The 22,551-nt window shown below is 53.1% G+C and carries 16 protein-coding genes; 11 read left to right on the forward strand and 5 right to left on the reverse strand.

The features are described 5' to 3' along the window. Positions 1-21: 21 nt before the first annotated feature. Positions 22-4,002, reverse strand: a complete 3,981-nt coding sequence (locus tag VGM48_RS09385) for a response regulator (RefSeq protein ID WP_331578345.1) — start codon at positions 4,000-4,002, stop codon at positions 22-24. A gap of 99 nt (positions 4,003-4,101) precedes the next feature. Beyond that, positions 4,102-5,226 (reverse strand): cyclic dehypoxanthinyl futalosine synthase, encoded by a 1,125-nt coding sequence (mqnC, locus tag VGM48_RS09390; RefSeq protein WP_331578347.1) that lies wholly within the window; start codon positions 5,224-5,226, stop codon positions 4,102-4,104. A 106-nt stretch (positions 5,227-5,332) separates the two neighbouring features. Between mqnC and VGM48_RS09395 the strand changes: the two genes are divergently transcribed. The 5 genes from VGM48_RS09395 to VGM48_RS09415 all read left to right on the forward strand — a co-directional run bounded on the left by VGM48_RS09395 (position 5,333) and on the right by VGM48_RS09415 (position 11,625). Then, complete coding sequence (locus VGM48_RS09395; protein WP_331578349.1) at positions 5,333-6,580, forward strand: aspartyl protease family protein; 1,248 nt, start codon at positions 5,333-5,335, stop codon at positions 6,578-6,580. 113 nt (positions 6,581-6,693) lie between these two features. Then, entirely contained in the window at positions 6,694-7,932 is a 1,239-nt protein-coding gene (locus VGM48_RS09400; RefSeq protein ID WP_331578351.1) for a pitrilysin family protein, read from the forward strand. Between the two features lie 8 nt (positions 7,933-7,940). Next, positions 7,941-9,248: a pitrilysin family protein gene (locus tag VGM48_RS09405; protein ID WP_331578353.1), complete on the forward strand. Its 1,308-nt coding sequence runs from the start codon at positions 7,941-7,943 to the stop codon at positions 9,246-9,248. A 29-nt stretch (positions 9,249-9,277) separates the two neighbouring features. Beyond that, positions 9,278-9,637 (forward strand): phage holin family protein, encoded by a 360-nt coding sequence (locus VGM48_RS09410; RefSeq protein ID WP_331578355.1) that lies wholly within the window; start codon positions 9,278-9,280, stop codon positions 9,635-9,637. 11 nt (positions 9,638-9,648) lie between these two features. Continuing rightward, on the forward strand, positions 9,649-11,625 hold the full coding sequence (locus VGM48_RS09415; protein ID WP_331578357.1) for a dehydrogenase E1 component subunit alpha/beta: 1,977 nt from the start codon (positions 9,649-9,651) through the stop codon (positions 11,623-11,625). A 174-nt stretch (positions 11,626-11,799) separates the two neighbouring features. Here VGM48_RS09415 and VGM48_RS09420 read toward each other — a convergent pair whose 3' ends face one another. The 3 genes from VGM48_RS09420 to VGM48_RS09430 all read right to left on the reverse strand — a co-directional run bounded on the left by VGM48_RS09420 (position 11,800) and on the right by VGM48_RS09430 (position 13,777). Beyond that, complete coding sequence (locus VGM48_RS09420; RefSeq protein ID WP_331578359.1) at positions 11,800-12,342, reverse strand: hypothetical protein; 543 nt, start codon at positions 12,340-12,342, stop codon at positions 11,800-11,802. 19 nt (positions 12,343-12,361) lie between these two features. Then, entirely contained in the window at positions 12,362-13,117 is a 756-nt protein-coding gene (locus VGM48_RS09425; protein ID WP_331578361.1) for a hypothetical protein, read from the reverse strand. 81 nt (positions 13,118-13,198) lie between these two features. Then, on the reverse strand, positions 13,199-13,777 hold the full coding sequence (locus VGM48_RS09430; protein ID WP_331578363.1) for a phosphoribosylglycinamide formyltransferase: 579 nt from the start codon (positions 13,775-13,777) through the stop codon (positions 13,199-13,201). Between the two features lie 224 nt (positions 13,778-14,001). Here VGM48_RS09430 and VGM48_RS09435 point away from each other — a divergent pair, with 224 nt between their 5' ends. From VGM48_RS09435 to VGM48_RS09460, 6 genes are read left to right on the forward strand one after another with little or no spacing between them, the layout of a single operon-like run. Further along, a complete protein-coding gene (locus VGM48_RS09435) occupies positions 14,002-15,279 on the forward strand; it encodes a c-type cytochrome (RefSeq protein WP_331578365.1) in 1,278 nt (425 codons plus the stop codon). A 54-nt stretch (positions 15,280-15,333) separates the two neighbouring features. Then, the gene (locus VGM48_RS09440) at positions 15,334-18,519 is read left to right on the forward strand and encodes a TAT-variant-translocated molybdopterin oxidoreductase (RefSeq protein ID WP_331578367.1); all 3,186 of its coding nucleotides are present in this window, start codon (positions 15,334-15,336) and stop codon (positions 18,517-18,519) included. Between the two features lie 40 nt (positions 18,520-18,559). Beyond that, positions 18,560-20,011: an NrfD/PsrC family molybdoenzyme membrane anchor subunit gene (nrfD, locus tag VGM48_RS09445; protein WP_331578369.1), complete on the forward strand. Its 1,452-nt coding sequence runs from the start codon at positions 18,560-18,562 to the stop codon at positions 20,009-20,011. A 12-nt stretch (positions 20,012-20,023) separates the two neighbouring features. Further along, positions 20,024-20,614, forward strand: a complete 591-nt coding sequence (locus tag VGM48_RS09450; protein ID WP_331578371.1) for a DUF3341 domain-containing protein — start codon at positions 20,024-20,026, stop codon at positions 20,612-20,614. A 23-nt stretch (positions 20,615-20,637) separates the two neighbouring features. Further along, positions 20,638-21,294, forward strand: a complete 657-nt coding sequence (locus VGM48_RS09455; protein ID WP_331578373.1) for a cytochrome c — start codon at positions 20,638-20,640, stop codon at positions 21,292-21,294. Positions 21,295-21,321: 27 nt separating this feature from the next. Further along, complete coding sequence (locus VGM48_RS09460) at positions 21,322-22,548, forward strand: quinol:cytochrome C oxidoreductase (protein WP_331578375.1); 1,227 nt, start codon at positions 21,322-21,324, stop codon at positions 22,546-22,548. The last annotated feature ends 3 nt before the right edge of the window (positions 22,549-22,551 follow it).

Below are 22,551 nucleotides of genomic sequence, written 5' to 3' on the forward strand. Positions count from 1 at the left end.
GCTCGGCCCTTCGGTCGGCAACTATGCCGTACGCGCGTTACCCATCAGCGTATAATTCCGTAAAACTTCGTCTATTTCTTCCAGCCGGAACGGCTTGGAAATGTACTTGTTCATCCCTGCTTCGAGACATTTTTCCCGGTCGCCTTTCATGGCATCCGCGGTAAGGGCGATGATCGGCAGCCGGCACCAGGGCTCGGGCATCTGCCGGATATGCATGGTCGTGGTATAACCGTCCATCTCGGGCATGTTCACGTCCATAAAGATCATCACCGGGTCGCATTGCGGCAGACGCTCCAGGGCCTCTTTCCCATTGCTGACCTGTATCACCTCAAAACCCATGCGACGTAAGACCTCGGAGATCAACAGCATGTTGATCGGATCGTCATCGGCGACCATGATGCTGGTCGGCTCGGCAACCTTCTCTACATTGTTGTTTCCCGGCACCACAAAATGATGACCCTCCTGTTGGAGATTCATTTCAAAAAGGGAAAGCAGGGCGCCATACAGCTCGTGCATCTTCACGGGCTTGTTCAGGAATTTATTGATCCCCTCCTTCGTCGCCTCCCGTTGGTTAAGGTCCTTCTCCAGCGGAGAAAGCATCAGGATACAGGGAAGGTTCTGGCCCGGGACCTGCCTTTTCAGCTCCTTGATGAGAGTGATGCCGTCCATGCCCGGCATTCCCTGGTCGGCGATGATCAGATCGAACGGCTCTTTCTTCTGCCGGGCCTCTTTTGCCCGGGCAATAGCCTCTTTCCCGCCGGATGCCAGCTCGGCTGCGATATGAAAATAGGAGAAGACCTCTTGCATCAGCTTCAGATTGCTCGCGTTATCGTCGACGATCAGCACTTTCTTCACCAGCGCATTTTGCGGGAACTGGACTTCCGCCTGTTCGTTGGCAATTTCCAGGATCAGGTGGAGGGTGAAGCTGCTGCCCTTGGCTGGCTCGCTTTCCACGGTGAGATAGCCGCCCATCAGTTCGGCAAGACTTCTCGAGATGGTAAGCCCCAGCCCGGTACCGCCATACTTGCGGGTGGTCGAGCTGTCTGCCTGGGTGAAGCTTTCGAATATCTTTTGCAGCTTTTCACGGCGGATACCGATGCCCGTGTCTTTTACTTCGATAGCCAGCCGGATAAAGGATTTATTCTCGGATTGATAGACATTGCTGGTCTTGCGGATCGAAACCAGGATCTCTCCTTCCCCAGTGAACTTGATGGCATTCCCCAGCAGGTTGACCACGATCTGCCTGATCCGCACGGGGTCACCCAGAAACTGCGAGGGAATGGAAGGGTCCACCCGGTAGAGCATCTCCAGTTTCTTCTCAAAGGCCTTCAGGGTAAGCATATCGATCGTCTCTTCGATCAGCTCATCCAGCTTGAAGGACGTATGGTCGATAAGTAGCTTACCGGCCTCGATCTTGGAGAAGTCCAGGATGTCATTGATGATCTCCAACAGGCCATAGGCCGATTTCTTTACGTTTTGCAGGTAATCCCGCTGCGCCTTTTGCAGATCGGTGGTCAGCACCAGATCGGTGAAGCCGATGATCCCGTTCATCGGGGTCCGCAGCTCATGGCTCATATTGGCCATAAATTCGCTCTTGGCATGGCTGGCGGACTCGGCCAGCTCCTTGGCCTGTACCAGTTCTACCTCGATCTGCTTCCGCTCGATGGCGGCGGCAAGCGAAGACGCATAGGAGCGGAGGATCGCGAATTCGCCTTCGAACCATTCCCGCTCTTCCTTCATTTCATCAAAGCCGATAAATCCCCAGAAACTGCCGTCCTTCAGGAAAATGGGGAGAGCGACGCTGGATAACACCCCGGTGCGTTCGAAGATGCCCAGCAGCTGGGGGTCCTCTTCCCGGCTTTTATAGCTGACAAAAGGCTGACGGTTCAGCAGCGGTTCGATGATCTTCTTTATATTTTCGAAGGGGATATTCTTCATGTAGGCATTGTTGAGACGGAAGTCGACGGGCTGTTCCGTCCATTCATGCGTCTCCGTGGTCGACCATCGCTTCTCGCTGTTGTCAAACTGGTTCTGAAAAAGAAAGACCCGGCTTACCATGGCGGTGCTGCCGAGCACCTGGATGGATTCCATGATGGCCGTATTCAGGTCGGTATTGATCAGCAGCGAATGCGTGGCCTGCGCTACGGCATGGAGCAGATGGTCCTTTTTCTTGAGCTTCTCCTGGGCGATCTTCTGGTCGGTGATATTACGCGAAGTGCAGATCAGCTTGACCAGCTCGTCCTCGTCGGTGATCGGTTTGATGATACTCTCCAGCCAGATATAGACCCCGTCCTTCCGCAGGACGCGATAGCGGACGATGATGATGCTCTCCGCGGTACTCTTGTCCGCAAATTGCGGCACCTGGTCCGCCGGCAGGAATTTGCGCCGGTCGTCCGGATGGACATACTGCTCAAAACTTCTGCCGATGATATCGTCCACTTCATAGCCAAGGACGGTCGTTATGGAAGGCGAGAGATACCAGATGGTACCGTCGATGGCATGAACGCTGATGATGTCTTCGGAGTTCTCGGCCAGCAGCCGGAACTTCTGCTCACTGTTCAGCAGTGCGTTCTCCGCCTCTTTCTGGGAAGTGATATCCTGAGCGATCCCAAACTCCATCTGTTCGTCCACCACTTTTCCCTTTACCGAGATATAGCGCATCCAGCCTTGCTTGGTGATGATGCGACACGAGAATGACGTTTCGTATCCGGTGTTTTCCTTATGCTGGATGGCCCGGGCGAACTCCTCCGCGACCAGGTTGAAGTCTTCCGGGACGATATAGAGGTGAAGGAAGTTATCCATGGGGATCTTGTCGGGATCCTCCTCATCCATCGCTAACAGGGCTTTGAACTCATTGCTGAGGAAGAATTCGCTGGACATGAAATCCAGCTTCCACGAGCCCATCCGCGCATAGGTCATGGCATAGGACAGCGTACGGATGGCTTCTTCTTTTCCCTGTTCCATCTGTAGTTTCTCCGAGACATTGGACCCCATGCCCTGGATCTCATGCACCTCTCCCGCTTCATCGGTAAGGGCAAGAAATTCCCATTCGGTCCAGAGGAACTCCCGCGTGCGGCCGATGGGTTTACGGATCAGCAGCCGGGCTATTCTTCCGGGGTTTTCCCAACACTCGTTGGCAATCTGCTGACACCGGGCCACATCCTTTGGAAAGATGGTCGTATAGAAGAGGACGTTCTGAAGGTCCTCTTCGGTATAGCCAAAGGTCTTCAGGAAGGCCGGGTTGGCATAGGTGAAGTGACCCTGCCGGTTGATGCGGATGACATAATTGGTCTGCGATTGCAGGATCGAAGCGAGGAATTTCTTTTCGTTCAGCAGTTCGTTACGCGCATGCTGCAGTTCCTTATAGTTGGTCTCGCCCTTCTTGAAGGCGGGCTCCAGCACCAGCAGGATGAGTCCGGCGATGGCGACCACCAGCGAGATGAGCTTTCCGGTGTCGATCGTGGCCACTTCCCCGTTCTTTTCGGCGATCAGTTCGGAATAGTGCTGATTGATCTCATTCATCAGCGAATTATACTTCTGCGCGTTGTAAAGCAGGTCGCGCAGGTACATCCTTTTATTCATGGCGATCAGGGCGGAATCCGATTGGATCAGCTCCTGGCCGATGGCGTTAAAGGAGTCAAAGAAAGTCTGGGAAGAAGAAAGCAGCAATTTGATCTGGAAGATCTGTTGAGGCACGGGCGAAGGGGTGGCGCCGGCCTGTTTTTGCAGCAGGGCCTGATTTTCCTGAAAACTGGCGATCAGCCGGGTAAGCGTGTCCCGGATGGTGCCGGCGGCCTCGGGATTGTTCAATAACAGGATCGATTCCTTGGCGATGCGCTGGCTGAGGGCTTGCTGATAACCGGACCGGTTGATCGCCACGATCAACTCCTTGTTCTCACCGGATCGGATACGATTGATATAGTACCCAAAGAAGTTGAAAAGGAGCACCAGGACCAATAAGACGACCGAAATACGTATAAGTTTGCGAAACGGGCTTTTCATGAATATGATAAAGGAACTTCGCTATAGGAACGTAAAATCGGGAATTTAAGTTTCCGGGCAGCCCTAAATAAATAAGGGAAAATTATTACATATTGAAAATTAATAATTTATAACCTGCTCTTCCATCGCAGTGGGCAGCTCGCGCCAGTCATACTGTTGATTCCGCAACTGGGGTTCGAAGCCGGCTTCGCGGATCGCCTCCTGGATGCCCCTGGCCGTGAAGCGATGGGGGGCGCCGGCGGCGCTGACGACATTCTCTTCGAGCATGATGCTGCCGAAGTCGTTGGCTCCCGCGTGCAGGCATAGCTGCGCGGTCTGCTTGCCGACTGTCAGCCAGGAAGCCTGGATATTCTTTACGTTGGGAAGCATGATCCGGCTGATCGCGATCATCCGGATGTATTCTTCGGGTGTGGTCAGGTTATGTACGCCGCGGATTCGGGTGAGCAGGGTGTCCACATCCTGGAAGGTCCAGGGGATAAACGCCAGGAAACCCTTGGCCGTAGCGGGCTTCTTTGCCTGCACTTCGCGGATGCTGATAAGATGCTCCATCCTTTCCTCCTGGGTCTCCACATGCCCGAACATCATCGTCGCGGAGGAAGTTATATGAAGTTTGTGCGCTTCATGCATGATATCGAGCCATTCCTGCGCCCCGCATTTTCCCTTGCTGATGAGCCGGCGTACCCGGTCGACCAGGATCTCCGCACCGGCGCCCGGCAACGAGTCCATCCCTGCGGCTTTCAATGCGGCAAGGACATCGTGATGGCTCATCTTTTCTTTTTTGCAGATATGCGCGACTTCGGGTGGCCCCAGGGTATGGAGTTTCAGGTTGGGGTATAGCTCTTTCAACTGCCGGAACAAGGTCGTATAAAAGCTGAGCCCCAGCTCCGGGTGATGCCCCCCCTGCAGGAGCAGCTGATCGCCGCCCCATCGAAAGGTCTCTTCTATCTTGCGTTTGTAAGTGTCGATGTCCGTGATATAGGCATCCGCATGACCGGGGATCCGGTAGAAATTGCAAAATTTGCAATTGGCGATACAGACATTAGTGGTATTGACATTGCGGTCAATCTGCCAGGTGACCTTGCCGTGCGGAACCTGCTTTTTCCGAAGTTCGTTCGCGACGTGCATCAATTCCGTAAGCGGAGCCTGTTCAAAAAGGAAGATGCCTTCCGCTGCGTCGAGAGACCCGAAGTTCAATGCCTTGTCGTATAAGCCTGGCAGGTTCATAGTTTACTACTTTTCAAAAACAAAGGTACGCAACCCGCAAGAATATCGACGAACGGTTTGAAAACCTAACAAATAGGGATTATATTTAATGGACCAAAGTCTAACTATGCTTCGCCACGAGAAACATCATTCACTGTCCTATTGGATCCGGTTCAGGTATTATCGTGCTTTCCTCTTTCTGCTGACACTGACGGGCACCATTCCCGGTGAAAAGCTGAATGCCCAGGAAACCTTTGTCCAGCCGGCTGCCCGCCTGATCACGACCTTTCCCTTCACCGTCTTCACCGGTGGGGTCATTCTGCTAAAGGCCAAGCTCAACGATTTCCCCGACAGCCTTAATTTCATCCTCGATACCGGCAGCGGTGGGATCTCCCTGGATTCCATGACCTGCGTACGATTGCGGATGACGCCGCTGCCCTCGGACAAAACCATTCTGGGGATTGCAGGGGTGCGCCAGGTGAAATTTCTGTACAATCAGAAACTGCACTTGCCTGGACTCGACGTGGACAGCCTCAACTTTCACGTCAACGACTACGATATCCTGACCAGCGTATACGGGGAAAAGGTAGATGGGATCATCGGCTACAGCTTCTTCTCCCGCTATATCGTTCAGGTCAACTATGACAGTCTGCGCGTCTCGGTCTGGACACATGGTAACTTCAAATATCCGAAGGGCGGATATATGATGCGGCCGGTCATCGCCAGTCTGCCCATCCTGGGCGCAGAGGTGGGAGACGCGAAAAAGATCTTCGCCCGCTTCTATTTCGATACCGGCGCCGGTCTTTGCGCGCTGTTATCGTCGGATTTCGTGACCGACAGCAGCCTCCTCGACACCCGCAAAAAAGTCTACTACACCTCCGCGCAAGGCCTTGGCGGTAAGGCTACCATGCGGCTCACAACCTTGCGGAACCTCCGTGTAGGACCCTATCGCTTCCGAAAAGTGCCAACCTATGTGTTTGACGATCAATATAATGTAACTTCCTACCCAAACCTTGGCGGGCTGATCGGCAATGATATCCTCCGGCGGTTTAATGTCACGATCAACTATGACCGCCGATCGATCTACCTGCTGCCCAACTCCCACTATCGCGACCTGTTTGATTATTCCTATACCGGGTTGGGGCTTTACTGGATGAACGGCGAGGTGCGGGTGGGGGATGTGATGAAGAACTCCCCTGCGGAAAAAGCGGGGTTCAAGGAGGATGATATCGTCCTGTCCGTCGGAACCAACTTCAGTAATAACATCCAGGCCTACAAGTCCCTGCTCCAAAATACGGGGGACAAGCTAAAACTCATCATCAACCGGAAAGGTGAGCTCGTTCAGCTCAACATCCAGGTGAAAAGCATCAAGTAGATGCAATTCCGTAATTTTGCCATCCACGAACCTGGAAGGTTCGCGGCCGAAGGCCAATCATTAGACGATTTGGGCCTTCGGCTAAATTTCTAATAGCCGAAAGGCACAAATCTATGATCAAATACGACCGGTTTGAATTACCCAACGGATTACGCGTTCTGGTACATGAAGATGCCTCCACTCCGATGGTTGTCGTCAACGTTCTTTATGACGTAGGAGCCAGGGATGAAGACCCCAAAAAGACGGGTTTCGCGCATTTGTTCGAACACCTCATGTTCGGCGGCTCCATCAACATCGAAGACTTCGAAACCCCGCTGCAACTGGCGGGCGGCGAGAACAACGCCTACACGACAAACGACTTTACCAACTACTATATCCAGCTGCCGGCGGAAAACATCGAAACGGCCTTCTGGCTGGAAAGCGATCGCATGCTGTCGCTGGCTTTCGACGAGAAAAGCCTCGAAGTGCAGCGCAAAGTGGTGATGGAAGAGTTCAAGGAGCACTATATCAACAAGCCCTATGGCGATGTCTGGTTCAAGCTGCGGGAGCTGGCCTATAAAGCGCATCCCTATCGCTGGATGACCATCGGCAGCGAACTAAGCCATATCGAGAACGCCCGGCTGACTGATGTAAAAGATTTCTTCTTCAAATACTACCGGCCGGCAAATGCGATCCTTGTAGTGGCGGGTAAGGTAACGGCGGCGCAGGTCAGGGCGCTGGCGGAAAAATGGTTTGGAGACATCCCCGCGGGCGAGAAATACCAGCGCCATCTGCCCGCGGAGCCCAAACAGCACGAGGCTCGCAAGCTCACGGTAAAGGCACAGGTCCCGCTCGACGCCCTGTACAAATGCTATCCGATGGCGGCGCGTACCGAGCAGGGTTATTATGTTGCCGACCTGCTCACCGAAGTACTGGGCGGCGGCGGATCTTCCCGGCTCCACCAACGCCTTATAAAGGAAAAGAAACTGTTCAGCCAGATAGAATGTTATCACACGGGTTCCAACGATCCGGGACTGGTCGTCATCGAAGGGAAGCTGATCAGGGGCGTGAGCATGGAAGCAGCCGATCAGGCGGTGGAAGAAGAACTGACAAAGATCAAAAATGAGCAGATCACCGAAAAAGAACTGGAGAAGGTCAAGAATAAAACGGAATCGGCCATCGTCTTCGAGGATATGAGCGTCATGAATCGCGCCAACAGTCTGGCTATCTACGAACTGCTGGGCGACGTGAACATGATGAACACCGAATTGGAAAGATACCGGGCGGTCACGGCGGAAGAGATGCTGGAAACAAGCCGCAGGCTCTTCGACCCCCTAAATAGCAACACGCTCTATTATTACAGCGAAAAATGAGTACGGGAATGAGTGTAAAAACAAAGTCAGCTTTAGACAGGACCATTGCGCCGCCGATAAAGGATGCCATCGAATTCGATCTGAGCCTGCCGCCCTACAGCCGGCATGTGTTGTCCAACGGCGTGGAAGTATATGCCATCGATCTGGGTAGCGTGGATGCCATGATGGTCAGCTGGATCTTCAATGGCGGCAACAGCTTCGAAAAGAAAAAAGGGGTTGCTTCTGCCGTCAGCAGTCTGCTGAAGAACGGTACTTCCACCCGAAGCGCCTTCGATATCAACGAACATTTCGAATATTACGGCGCATGGCTCAACCGGGCGTCACACCACGAGACGTCGGATATCACCCTCCACTGTCTCAATAAACATATCGGCCAACTGCTGCCGGTGGTGGCCGAACTGATCTCAGACTCCGTCTTCCCGCAAGACGAGTTGGACATCTATAAAAAGAACGCCCAGCAGCGGCTGCAGGTAAGCCTGAAGAAAAGCGAGTTCGTGGCCGGACGCCTTATCGATGCATACCTGTTTGGGTCGGAACATCCCTATGGCCGGTACCTGGAACAGGGAGATTATCAGCAACTGGAGCGCGAAGACCTTACCGCCTTTTATCATCAGCATTACCGCGAAGGCGCCTGCCGCATCATGGTGGCCGGGAAACTGCCCGCGGACATTCTCACCCGGCTGGAGGCGGCTTTTGGCGGTCTTCCCTTGCATGCGCCGCAAAAAGAGGTGGCATTCCCGGCGCCTTCGATCATCCCGGCCCCGCAGAAAAAATACAACATCGTCAACGATGCCAATGGGGTGCAGGGCTCGATCCGGATCGCCCGCAATTTCCCCAACCGGCATCATCCCGATTTCCAGCGGGTACAGGTGTTGAACAACGTCTTCGGCGGTTTCTTTGGCTCCCGGCTGATGGCCAATATCCGTGAAGAAAAGGGCTATACCTATGGGATCTACAGTTATCTGGTGAACAATATCCAGGAAAGCGCCCTGGTGATCAGCACGGAGGCGGGTAAAGAGGTTTGTGCGCCCACGATTGCCGAAGTCTATAAGGAAATGGATCTGCTGCGGGAAGAGCTGATCGACGAGGAAGAACTGCAAATGGCGCGAAATTTTGCCATCGGCACCATCCTCGGCGACCTCGACGGCCCTTTCCATGTGGCAAGCCGCTGGAAGAACATCCTGCTCAATGGCCTCGACGGGCAGTATTTTGAAGAAGGGGTCAGGATCATCAAGACCATCGGACCCGAAGAGCTGCGCGAACTGGCCCGTAAATACCTCAGACCGGAGGACTTCTTCGAGTTGGTGGTCGTATAGGAAAAGTGTAATTTCAACAAAAGAATCGCATGAATTTCCTGCTCCGCATTGTGATCACAGCGGTAGTTGCTTTTGCATTGTCTTCTGTTCTGCCGGGCATTCATATTGATACTTTCTGGACGGCTATCGTGCTTTCGCTGGTGCTGGCGCTGTTGAATTTTTTTCTGAAGCCGATCCTCATCATCCTTACATTACCGATCACCATTCTTACCTTAGGTCTCTTTCTTTTTGTCATCAATGCCCTTATCGTGTATTTTGCCAGCGACCTCGTGCGTGGGTTTCATGTGGATGGGTTTCGCTGGGCCCTGTTGTTCAGCCTGCTCTTGTCGCTGCTGACATCGCTGTTATATAAGGACAGAAGAGATGAAGAAAAAAGGGACAGGTACTAACAGACTATACCATGCACTTTGAAAGAAAAAACTCCAGCAACGAAGAGCTGATCCGTCTCTACAAAAGCATTTTATTGCCCCGGATGATCGAGGAGAAGATGCTGGTCCTGTTGCGGCAGGGCCGTATCAGCAAATGGTTTAGCGGGATTGGCCAGGAAGCCATTGCGGTGGGGGCTACGCTGGCCATGGAAGCCGATGAATGGGTCCTCCCCCTGCACCGCAATCTTGGCGTATTTACAAGCCGCGGCATGCCCCTGTCCAAATTGTTTCTTCAATGGCAGGGAAGTCCCGACGGCTATAGCAAGGGCCGCGAAAGAAGCTTTCATTTCGGCAGCCGGGAATATGCCATCTGCGGGATGATCTCCCACCTGGGTCCGCAGCTGGGGGTTGCCGACGGCATCGCCCTGGCCTATAAACTTCAAAAGAAAAACCGCGCGGCGATGGTGTTCAGCGGCGACGGCGGCACCAGTGAAGGCGATTTCCACGAAGCGCTCAACGTAGCCTCGGTATGGGACCTGCCCGTCGTCTTCGTCATCGAGAACAACGGGTATGGGTTGAGCACCCCCGTTTCGGAACAGTACCGGTGCGAGAGCCTGGTCTACAAAGCGGAAGGATATGGAATGGAAGGCGTCCGCATCGATGGGAACAATATTCTCACCGTTTATGATACACTTAAGGGTATCCGTGAATACTGTATCAAATACCAGCGGCCCTATCTCGTGGAATGCATGACCTTCCGGATGCGGGGACACGAAGAGGCCAGCGGCATAAAATATGTCCCGCAGGAATTGCTGGAAGACTGGGGCAAAAAAGACCCGGTAGGCAATTTCGAGAACTTTCTCCGCGAACAGGGTGTGCTGGACGAACACCAGGTGGAACAAATACGCGACGAATTCCGCCAAACCATCGAATCGGAACTGCGTCTCGCATCGGGACCCATTGTCATCCACCCCGATACAGATGAAGAATTGGCAGATACCTATGCGCCCGCGCCGGCCTCGGGCGATGAGCCATCCATCGCCGGACCGGAAAAAAGACTGATCGATGCCATCAGCGAAGGCCTGGATCAATCCATGCAACGGCACGAAAACCTGGTGCTGATGGGACAGGATATCGCAGAGTATGGCGGCGCGTTTAAGATCACCGAAGGCCTGGTCAATAAATACGGCCGGAGCCGGGTTCGCAATACCCCGCTGTGTGAAAGCGCCATCGTAGGCTGTGCCCTCGGACTCAGCCTCGAAGGATTCAAAAGCATGATGGAAATGCAATTCGCCGATTTTGTGACCGCGGGTTTCAACCAGATAGTCAACAATCTCGCAAAGATCCACTATCGTTGGGGACAGCCGGCCGACGTGGTGATCCGCATGCCTACCGGCGCGGGTGTAGGAGCGGGGCCATTTCATTCTCAAAGCAATGAAGCATGGTTCACGCATGTCCCCGGCCTGAAGGTCGTCTATCCTTCCAACCCCTATGATGCAAAGGGACTGCTCATCGCCGCGATCAATGATCCCAACCCCATCTTGTATTTTGAACACAAAGCCCTATACCGTAGCGTCAGCGGCCCCGTCCCCGAAGAATATTACACGCTGGAGATCGGCAAGGGCAGGATAGTACAGGATGGTGACGACCTGACGATCATTACCTATGGCGCAGGGGTCCACTGGGCGCTGGATTATGCCAACGCACATCCGGAGGTCTCCATCTACATCCTCGATCTGCGCACGCTTTTGCCCCTAGATTACACGGCTATCCGGAATTCTGTCGCAGCAACAGGAAAAGTGTTGGTTTTACATGAAGACACACTTACCGGCGGCGTAGGTGCGGAAATCGCGGCCTGGATCGGCGAGCACTGCTTTCAATTTTTAGATTCACCGGTAGTGCGATGCGCCTCGCTGGATACCCCCATTCCCTTTAACGGCATCCTCGAAAAGAATTTTCTGGCCAGCGCCAGGCTGGATGAATATGTACAGAAGTTGTTGGATTATTAATTGAGTCAGGGCCCAAATCGATGCGGTCAAGTTTTGCACCTTTCATGCACAGTATTTGGAAAGTATTAAAAGGAATACTTATCTTTATACAAATAGGATAAGGTTTAATGGTTATGGAACTGATTAGAGCGACCTCCCCGTCAAGGGAGGTTTTTCTTTACCCGGCCATCCACATCATTCCTTATCTCCCTTGTCGCCGACAAACCACTGCTCTTTATTTCTGAACAGCACATTAAACGTGGTAAAAGAGCCATAGATACGCGTTATATACTGCTGCAGATTGACCTTCTCTTCATCGCTAAGTCCCTTGTGTCCGTTGATCTGCTGTTCCAATACCCGCAAGCGGTCGCGGGCCATCACTATTTTGTGAAAGAAAACGTCGATGGGTATCTCTTTTGGCTTGACGGATTTATCACCCGGCTGAAGGATGACCATCCCTCCCTTCCATTTATCCCCAAGCGGAACGACTTCGGAAAGCCCGCCCCAGAGCCGGAGGATGCCAAGCAGGGATCGCTCCATTGCCGATTGGGTCTCCACTTCCACGGTCACATTCTCCGGGAGGATCTCGTCGAGATGGGGATCATCTTTCCCGATCTCCTTGACGCCGTGATGGATGAATGAGATCAGATAGTCTGCGTATCGTACCCCTACGATCACGCCGGGACCGAATTGCGTATGCTGCAGGCGGGTCCCGATGCCCAGTGTCATTTGATCCATATAGTATAAGTAAAGATTTTCAGGGACGATCCTTCCGGTCCTTCTGCCATTCCTGGAAGGCCAGCTTGATATAGTCATACAGGTCATAGTCCGTTGCCCGATGGCAGAAGTCATAGGAAGGACGATAACGCGTCATGAAACTGTCCAACTCATCACCCTGCAGATGCGTGATCTTCAGCACGACACTTCGGTTGAACCGGTAGTCGATATATCCATCTTTTTCCTGGTCCAGAAGTCTTCGCTGAAACGCAAGCGTTCGTCTCGTCTTATTCCGGTTGAACATCTCGATCAGCTGATTCAGGTCGAGGCCCACGCCGGCTCCGCCATCGCCGCCGGTGGTGCTGTTGAGTTTGAAGCCGGGCTTTTTATAATTAAAGATCTTGGCATAGTCCTGCCGGTTTTGCAACGAGTCCGTGTGATAATTTCGCGGCATGACCTTTACCTCCCGCAGCTCGACTGGGTCCACATGGAGGGCGATGTCGAAGCCGTTTAACGCGTTGATGCCGCCAACAGGGAATTTGGCGGTCGCGCGGCCGAGATAGGAGAAGTAGATCGAATCCCTGATGCTTAAGGTGATAACATAGTTCCCATTCGAGTCCGTGGCCGTACCCCGGCCCAGCGCGCTGATGACGCTCACCCCATCCAGTGGCTTTGTGCGATACATATTATATACCGTTCCGTGGACCGTCACCTCCTGCCCCCGGACCTTGCCGCAAAGAAATAAAGAAACGAGGGATAAGGCAAGCAGTAAGACTTTATGGGTAGAAAATGCCAAGTGCAATTGATTTAATATTTCACACAAACGCCGTGTATATTACTACCAAAACGGCACAAACCAGCGGCCCGGTTGCGATTTTTAACGATGATTTTGCAGATCGGCAACCTCCTCGATGATCCGCGGGAAGTGCTCATATTCCAGCAGATGGACTTTTTTTGCAAGGGTCTCGGGAGTATCGCCCGTTTCGACGATCACCTTTGCCTGGAAGATCGGCCGCCCGTGATCATATTGCTCGTCGACATAGTGGATCGTGATGCCCGTTTCTTTTTCCGCTGCCGCGATCACTGCCTCGTGGACAAAACGCCCATACATCCCCTTTCCGCCGAATTTCGGCAACAGGGCCGGATGTATATTGACGATCTTCCCCGGATAAGCGCGGACAAGCGCTTCCGGTATCTTCCATAAAAACCCTGCCAGCACGATAAAGCCGATCTCTTTCTTCTGCAGCTCTTCCACATAGGAATCTCCCCGGAAGAAGCGTTCCTTTTCTATGAGTAAAGCAGGTATTCCTTCCTTTGCAGCGATGGCGAGTACCCCGGCATCGGGCTTATTACAAACGATAAGTGCGACGTGAATTCTGGGGTGATGACGGAAGTATTCGATGATCCGGGCCGTGTTCGATCCCGCACCGGACGCAAAAATGGCGAGTGGCTGCATGCGCAAAACTACATCCCGTAAATGGTTTTCAGAGATGATTTTTCACCGTGCGTTTCATTGACAATACTATGACAGAAGGTCATAGCGATTTGACGTAATACGCTGAAACCCACGCCCAGAGCGGGAAAAAAAATTTTCGGCATGTTGATATATTGTTAAAATCCTGACTTATTTTTGCAACCTGTTAAGGAGATTTTTCCACATTTATACAACCTTTTGTATATATGACCAACCATAGACCAATAGTCAAAAAGTTAAAATTCACTATCCTCCTCCTCTCTCTGGTTTCGCTAGGCAATGGGTTGTTTGCACAAGATGGTAAGGCGCTTTTTCAGACGAACTGTGCTTCGTGCCATAGCCCATTTAAGCAAATCATCGGACCGGCGCTTCAGGGAGTAACCACCAGGATTCCAGACAAGAAATTGCTCTATGATTGGATCCACAACAACGCGAAGGTGTTGGCGTCGGGTAACAAGTACTTCACGGACTTGTTCAACCAGTTCAACAAGACGCCGATGAACACCTTCCCGGGTTTGAGTGACGCCGAGATCGGCTCCATTCTCACCTATGTGGAAACAGCCAAGCCGCCTACCGCTTCTCCTTCGGGTGGCCCCGAAACCGGGAGTGCGGCAGCCAAGGATGCCGAAAGCGACAACACCCTGCTTTATGGTATCCTGACGCTTATCCTGGCGATCATCATGTTCGTGCTCCTCCAGGTGAACAGCAGCCTCAAAAAACTCTCCGACGACAAAGAAGGGATTCCCGCCGCCGAGCCGGTGCCCTTCTGGCGTAATAAAGTTTATATCGCGCTGGTCATCCTGGTGTTGTTCGTCGTTGGTGGTTATTGGGTAGTGGAAGGCGCTATCGGCATCGGCCGCCAGCAAGGCTACCAGCCCCAGCAACCCATCTTCTACTCACATAAAGTACACGCCGGGATCAACCAGATCAGCTGTCTGTATTGCCATAGCAATGCACTCGACAGCCGGCATGCCACCGTTCCGCCGCTGAATGTTTGTATGAACTGTCACGCCGCGATCAACGATTATACCCACGGCCCCAAACTTTACCGCGAGGACGGCAGCGAAGTGGACGGCACCGCCGAGATCCAGAAGCTGTACAGCTATACCGGCTTCGACCCCAAGACAAGCACCTATAACCTGGCCAACGCAAAGCCGGTGGAATGGATAAAGATCCACAACCTCCCCGACCATGTATTCTTCAGCCATGCACAACACACCAAGGCCGGTCAGGTACAGTGTCAAACCTGCCATGGACCGATACAGGAAATGGACGAGGTGAAGCAATTCGCACCGTTGAGCATGGGCTGGTGTATCAACTGCCATCGGACCACCAAGGTCAATTTCCCCGACTCCGCCGGAAATAATGGCAATAAGTTCTACAGCATTTACGAACGTTTTCATAAAGACTTGAAATCCGGCGCAATGGATTCCGTCACTGTTGAGAATATCGGTGGTACGGAGTGTCAGAAGTGCCATTACTAATCTTCTACCCCTCCTCCGCTCAGCGGAGCACACATAACTTTAACTTCTCACAATATGAGCGACAAAAAGTACTGGCAAAGTTTCGGAGAGCGCAATAGCAGTGAAGCGTTTCAGAAATCTTCGGAGAACGAATTCGACGAGAGCTTGCCGTTGGAAGGCCTGGATGGAAAGGGATTGCTCGATGCCAAACATCCCCGCAGGGATTTTCTAAAATATCTCGGCTTTAGCACGGCTGCCGCCACCCTGGCCGCTTCCTGCGAAATGCCCGTCCGTCACGTTGTTCCCTATCTCAATAAGCCGGATAACATGATCCCGGGTGTAGCCGATTTCTACGCCACTACCTATACAAATGGTGGTGACGTGATCCCCGTCGTAGCGAAAGTGAGGGATGGCCGCCCGATCAAGCTGGAAGGCAACACCCTCTCCTCGATCACAAAAGGAGGCACCTCCGCCCGTGTACAGGCTTCGGTGCTCGACCTCTATGATATGGCCCGGCTCCGCTACCCCGTCCAGATGACGGATGGCAAGCCGAACGAAGTAAGCACCTTCGAGGCTTTTGACAAGTTGGCCGCCGATGCGCTGGCCGCTGCCGGCGGTCCCGTCGTTCTGCTGACCGGCACACTCACCTCGCCCACTACAAAACAGATCATCACCGACTTCCTCGCGAAATATCCCGGTAGCCGTCACGTACAGTATGATGCCGATTCCTATAGCGGCATGCTGCTGGCAAACGAAGCTACGTATGGCAAACGCGCCCTGCCCTCTTACCGGTTAGACAATGCCAAGGTCCTCGTCTCTCTTGGCGCCGACTTCCTCGCTACCTGGCTTACCCCGGTTGAATTTGCCCGGCAATGGGCTACCAACCGCAAGGTCAGTGCGAAGAATCCGGATATGAGCAAGCACTACCAGTTTGAAAGTCTGCTCACCATGACGGGTGCAAACGCCGATCAGCGCTTTACTCACCGGCCCACCGAAACCGGCGCCATCGCCCTTGCCCTGCTGGCAGAACTCGGCGGTTCGGTTACCGCCCCCGCACTTTCGGACAAATTGAAGGCAGCCGTGAAAAAGGTCGCAAAAGACCTGATGGACAATAAGGGCAAGGCCCTCGTCATCAGCGGCAGCAACAACGTGAATATCCAGATCGTCGTCAACGCGATAAACGAAGCCATCGGCGCCGCCGGCTCTACGGTCAACTGGGGCGCACCCGTACAGGTTCGTCAAGGTGTTGACAGTGAAATGAATACGCTGGTTGCCGATCTCAACGACGGAAAAATAGGCGCCCTGCTGGTATATGGCGTCAACCCGGCCTATGACTACTACGATGCCGAAAAATTCAAGTCCGGCCTCAAGAAAGTAAAGGCCTCCATTTCCTTTAACGATCGCCTCGACGAAACGACCGAGCTCACCAAATACGTCCTGCCCGCCCCCCACTTCCTCGAAAGCTGGGGTGATGCAGAGCCGAAGCCCGGATATTTCTCCTTCCTTCAGCCGACGATCGCCCCGCTGTTCAAGACCCGGTATTTCCAGGACTCTCTCCTGAAATGGAGCGGCGGCACTACCACTTACGAAGCCTATTTCAAACAATATTGGGTCGGCAAGCTGGGCAGTATCGAAGCCTACGAGAAAGCATTACAGGCCGGCGTCATCGAGCCTGCTGCAGAGACTGCGGCCGCCGTTTCCTATAACAACGCCAGGCTCGCTGACGCAGCCGGCGCCATCTCTTCCATCAAGAAGGGCGGCAAGTTCGAGATCGTCCTCTACCAGAAGGTCACCATGGGCATCGGCGCCCAGGCCAACAACCCCTGGCTGCAGGAAGTTCCCGATCCGGTGACAAAGGCCGACTGGGACAACTACGCCGTCGTTTCCCCGAAATTTGCAAAAGACACCTGGGGTCTTGACCTTGGCGATCGCCGCCAGGCCGATGGATATGAAGTATTCCCCACCAAACAGGTGATCAAGGTAAAGGCCGGCAACAAGGAAATGAACCTGCCCGCCGTCATCATCCCCGGCACCAATAACGAGGTCATCGGGATCGCCGTCGGCTATGGCCGCAGCAGCGCAAACCCCGAAAACACCCCCAATTTCATCGGTAAGGCCGCAGCCGGCGTGGGTAAGAATGCCTTCCCCCTACTGACTTTCAACGGCACCACCGTAGACTGGTTCACCGCCGATGGAGACTTCGAAAAGACAAAAGAAGAATACAAGGTCGCTCAGACCCAGACCCACAGCAGCTATGAGGGCCGTACGGAAGTGGTCAAGGAGCTGACGCTGGATACGTTCAAAAAAGAACCCGCTTTCGTAATGAACGAGCGCGAGGAAGAGCTTAAGCCTTTTGGCGGGATAGAACATTTCGTCGACTCGGGAACCCTCTTTCCCGTTTACGAAAAGCCCGGTCTCAAATGGGGGATGTCCATCGACCTCAACTCCTGTACGGGTTGCTCCGCATGCGTCGTCGCCTGTTATGCGGAAAACAATGTCTCCATCGTCGGCAAGAGCGAGGTTTTACGCTTCCACGATATGCACTGGCTTCGGATCGACCGCTACTACACCACGCCGTCGAATAACCTGGACAGCGCCGAAGACGTACAGGTCGTGTTCCAGCCGATGCTCTGTCAGCATTGCGATAACGCGCCTTGCGAGAACGTTTGTCCCGTTAATGCGACCAACCATAGCAGCGAAGGGTTGAACCAGATGGTCTATAACCGTTGTATCGGGACCCGCTACTGTGCCAATAACTGCCCCTATAAAGTACGCCGCTTCAACTGGGCCGACTATACCGGCGCGGACAGCTTCCCCAACAATCAGGACCAGAAGATAGTCGGTGTGCTCGATCCGGCCGTCTTCCAGATGAATGATGACCTGACCCGGATGGTGCTGAACCCCGATGTTGTGGTCCGTAGCCGCGGCGTCATGGAAAAATGCAGCTTCTGCGTACAGCGCCTGCAGGACGGTAAGCTCAAAGCCAAGAAAGAGAACCGCCAGCTGGAAGATATGGTCGACGTCCAAACGGCCTGTCAGCAGGCTTGTCCGACCGATGCGATCGTCTTTGGGAACGTCAACAGCAGCAAAACGCTGATCAGTACGACCCGCGCGGAGAACGTCGACCGGCTATATTATGTCATCGAAGAGCTCCACACCCTGCCCAATGTCAATTATCTGGCAAAAGTTCGCCATTCCGAAGTCGCTTATGGCGCCACCGAAGAGAATAGGGAAGAAGCAACAGCAGAAAAACATTCGTAGCAGTAGTCAACAATATCATTAGCAAAAAGCTCAACATACTATGTCATCTCCTTTAAGGTACGAATCACAAACAAGAACGCCGCTAGTAGTAGGTGAGAAAGACTATCATCAGGTTACAGAAGATATTGTCCGGCCTATCGAAGCGGCCCCCTCACGTCTCTGGTGGATCGGCTTCCTGATCAGCGTTTGCTGCCTTTTATTTGGTGTCTGGTCAGTTGCCGAACAGGTGATCTATGGTGTCGGCCAGTGGAACCTTCACAGGACCGTCGGCTGGGGCTGGGATATCACCAACTTCGTTTGGTGGGTCGGTATCGGTCACGCCGGAACGCTGATCTCCGCGATCCTTTTGCTGTTTCGTCAGCAATGGCGTACCGGGGTGAACAGAGCTGCCGAGGCCATGACCATCTTCGCCGTTATGTGCGCGGGCCAGTTCCCGATCTGGCACATGGGCCGCGTCTGGTTGTGCTTCTTCATCATGCCTTATCCGAATACCCGTGGTCCCGTATGGCCCAACTTTAACTCCCCCCTGCTCTGGGACGTGTTCGCCATCTCGACCTACTTTACCGTTTCGGTACTCTTCTGGTATTCGGGGCTGATCCCCGATATCGCCACCGTTCGCGACCGGGCAAAAGTGAAATGGCGCAAACTGATGTATGGCGTCCTGTCCTTTGGCTGGTCGGGTTCCACCAAACACTGGCAAAGACATGAAGCCCTGTCCCTGGTGTTGGCTGGTCTGAGTACCCCGCTGGTACTTTCGGTACACACGATCGTATCCTTTGACTTCGCCACCTCCGTTATCCCGGGCTGGCATACCACCATCTTTCCCCCTTACTTCGTTGCCGGCGCCATCTTCTCCGGGTTCGCCATGGTGCAGACCCTGCTGCTCGTCAGCCGTAAGGTGCTTAAACTGGAAGATTATATCACCCTGGAACATATCGAGGTAATGAATAAGGTTATCGTCCTGACCGGTTCTATCGTTGGGATCGCCTACCTCACGGAACTGTTCATCTCCTGGTATGGTCAGAATAAGTTCGAAAGCTGGGCCTTTGCTCAAAACCGCGTCAATATCTTCAGCCCCTATGGCTGGGCCTATTACCTGATGATGAGTTGTAACGTGCTTTCGCCCCAGATCTTCTGGTTCCGCAAGATGCGCCGCAACCTGACCGTCACCTTCTTTATGTCCGTGATCGTCAACATCGGGATGTGGTTCGAACGATTCGTAATCATCGTAACTTCCATCTATCGGGACTACCTGCCCAGCAGCTGGGCTACCTATTATGCACCGAGTATCTGGGAGGTCGGGTTTTATGTCGGGACTTTCGGGTTATTCTTTACCTGCTACTTCCTGTTCTCGAAGTTCTTCCCCGTGATTGCCATCGCGGAGATCAAGCATATCCTGAAGAAAGCCGGCGAATCCTATAAGGATAAAATGGATGTCCAGGAGGAGATGCCGATCGAAGAGTTTGAACACCAATACGCACATGCGCACTAAAAGCTAAATAGTATGGCAGTTAAAAAGTTTGTAGTTGGAATTTTTACGGACGAAGCGGTACTCTTTCCTGCGATAAAGAAGGTTCGTTCCGCGGGGTACAAGATCCATGACGTCTATACACCCATGCCGATCCACGGGATGGACCATGCGCTGGGTCTGAGGGAGACCAGTCTCCATACCGCCGGCTTTATTTATGGGATCACGGGAACGACGACCGCGCTTAGCGGTATCGGCTGGGTCTTCAATAGCGACTGGCCCGTCAATATCGGCGGTAAATCACACTTCGACCTCCCTGCATGGATTCCCATTACATTCGAATTGACCGTTTTGTTCTCGGCCGTTGGGATGTTCCTGACCTTCCTCTATCTCAACCAGATGGCGCCGTTCGTCCGGAAACATCACTTCAACCTGCGGAGCACCGATGATCAGTTCACCATGGTCGTCGAACTGACGGAAAAAAGCAACGAAGAAGAGGTCAGAGCCTTTCTGCAAGGCGTCGGTGCGACGGGGATCAACACCCAGGCAGCCGAAACCGGCTGGTGGTGGGGGCGCTATGATAAGGACAAAACCCCATTTGAACACAAAGGAGCAACTTTAGCCTAAGGCGACTAAGTAAGTATATCATCATGAAAAAACTAATCATCTTATCATCAATAGTAGTAGTTGCGGCAACCGTCTTCGTCAGCTGCGGTGACGGGGTTCAACGGGACCCGGGTAAGATCTATATGCCCGATATGGCATATAGCCGGGCCTATGAAACCTACTCGGTGACCGAAGAGCAAAAGGCCGATCTGCTGAAGCAGGGGATCCATTTCAGTAACATTCCCGTGCCCGGTACGATCAAACGCGGCGAGCTTCTCCCCTTTCTCCTGACCAAGGATCCCGCCGGCGACAGCACCAATTATGTAGCCGCCAAGGCCGTGAAGAATCCCCTTACCTTGATGGATACCGTAGAAGCCGAAAGACTTTACCTGGTGAACTGCGGCATTTGCCACGGTCCCAAGCTGGACGGCAATGGTCCTCTTTATAAAGGCGGCGACGGCCCCTTCCCTTCCAAACCGGCTACCCTCGTGGGCGATCCCCGGTATGAAGCGATGCCGGAAGGACAGATGTATTATTCCGTTACCTATGGCAAGAACAAAATGGGGAGCTACGCTTCCCAGCTGAGCACGACGCGTCGCTGGATGGTGATCGCGTATATAAAGTCGAAACAGGCGGCCGCACATGCCGGCAGCGCTGCCAGCGCACCGGCATCGGGTGCCGACTCAACCGCAAAAAAATAATTTTTTCTCTTTTAAATACATTGTTGAATGTCATCCATAAAAGAACATTTTCAGATACCGGACCGATACAAGAAATGGTCGTTCGCCCTCATCGGCGTTGGGATCGTGTCCCTGATCATTGGCTTCATCCTTTACGGTAGCGTCAACCAGGGAGCGCGTTTCTGGGGCGCTCTTTTACAGAATAGCGTCTATTTCCTGCTGACCGTCAATGGCGCCATGTTCTTCTTCGCCGCGTGCACATTGGCGGTGGCTGGCTTTCAACTCTCGTTCCGCCGGGTAACGGAGGCTGTCGCGGCCTGCGTGATCCCCATCGGTATCATCACCTTTGTCATCCTCTGCTGTCTCGTGTTTGGCGGCAAGACGGCCATTTATGAATGGCTGGATCGCAGCCACGTGGCAAAAGACGCAGCCCTCAATGGGAAGAGCGGCTTCCTTAGTGTCCCCTTCTTTATGACCTGGACCATCCTGACCATCGGTCTCTGGTCCTTCCTGGGCTGGAAATTGCGCCAGATCTCCCGCAGCATCGACGATACTCCACTGTCCCGTGACGATCAGAAGAAGTATAATTTTAAAAATTCCGTCTGGTCGGCGCTCTTCATCGTTTGGTTCGCCCTTACCGTTGCATCTGTAACGCCCTGGCTCTGGTTGATGAGTCTTGACGCTCACTGGGGCTCGACGATGTTTAGCTGGTACAACTTCGCGAGCACCTTCGTATCCGGCCTGGCGCTGATCACCATCTTCGTCATCTACGTCAAGAATCAGGGATACCTCGAATATGTAAATGAAGAGCACCTGCACGACCTTGGCAAATTCATGTTCGCCTTCTCCATCTTCTGGACCTATCTCTGGTTCGACCAGTTTATGCTCATCTGGTATGCGAATATTTCCGAAGAGACCGTTTACTTTAAGGTGCGGTTTGAAGGAGCATATGCGGGCATTTTCTATTTGAATTTGATAATCAACTTCTTGTGTCCGTTGCTGATCTTTATGACCAGGGGCTCAAAGCGCAACTGGGGCACGGTAACATTTATGTCCGTACTTTTGATATTTGGTCACTGGCTGGATTACTATCAGATGGTCTTCCCGAGCAAAACTATCTCCCCCGACCACGTACCCCTCAACCTCTTCGACTTTGGTGTTGCGCTGGGTTTCGTAGGATTGATCATGTGGCGGACCGGACACGTACTTAGCAAGTATCCGCTGCTGGCAAAAAACCATCCTTTCCTGAAAGAAAGTATTGTCCATCATACTTAAAAC

This window comes from Puia sp., assembly GCF_036500295.1.
Taxonomy (GTDB): Bacteria; Bacteroidota; Bacteroidia; order Chitinophagales; family Chitinophagaceae; genus Puia.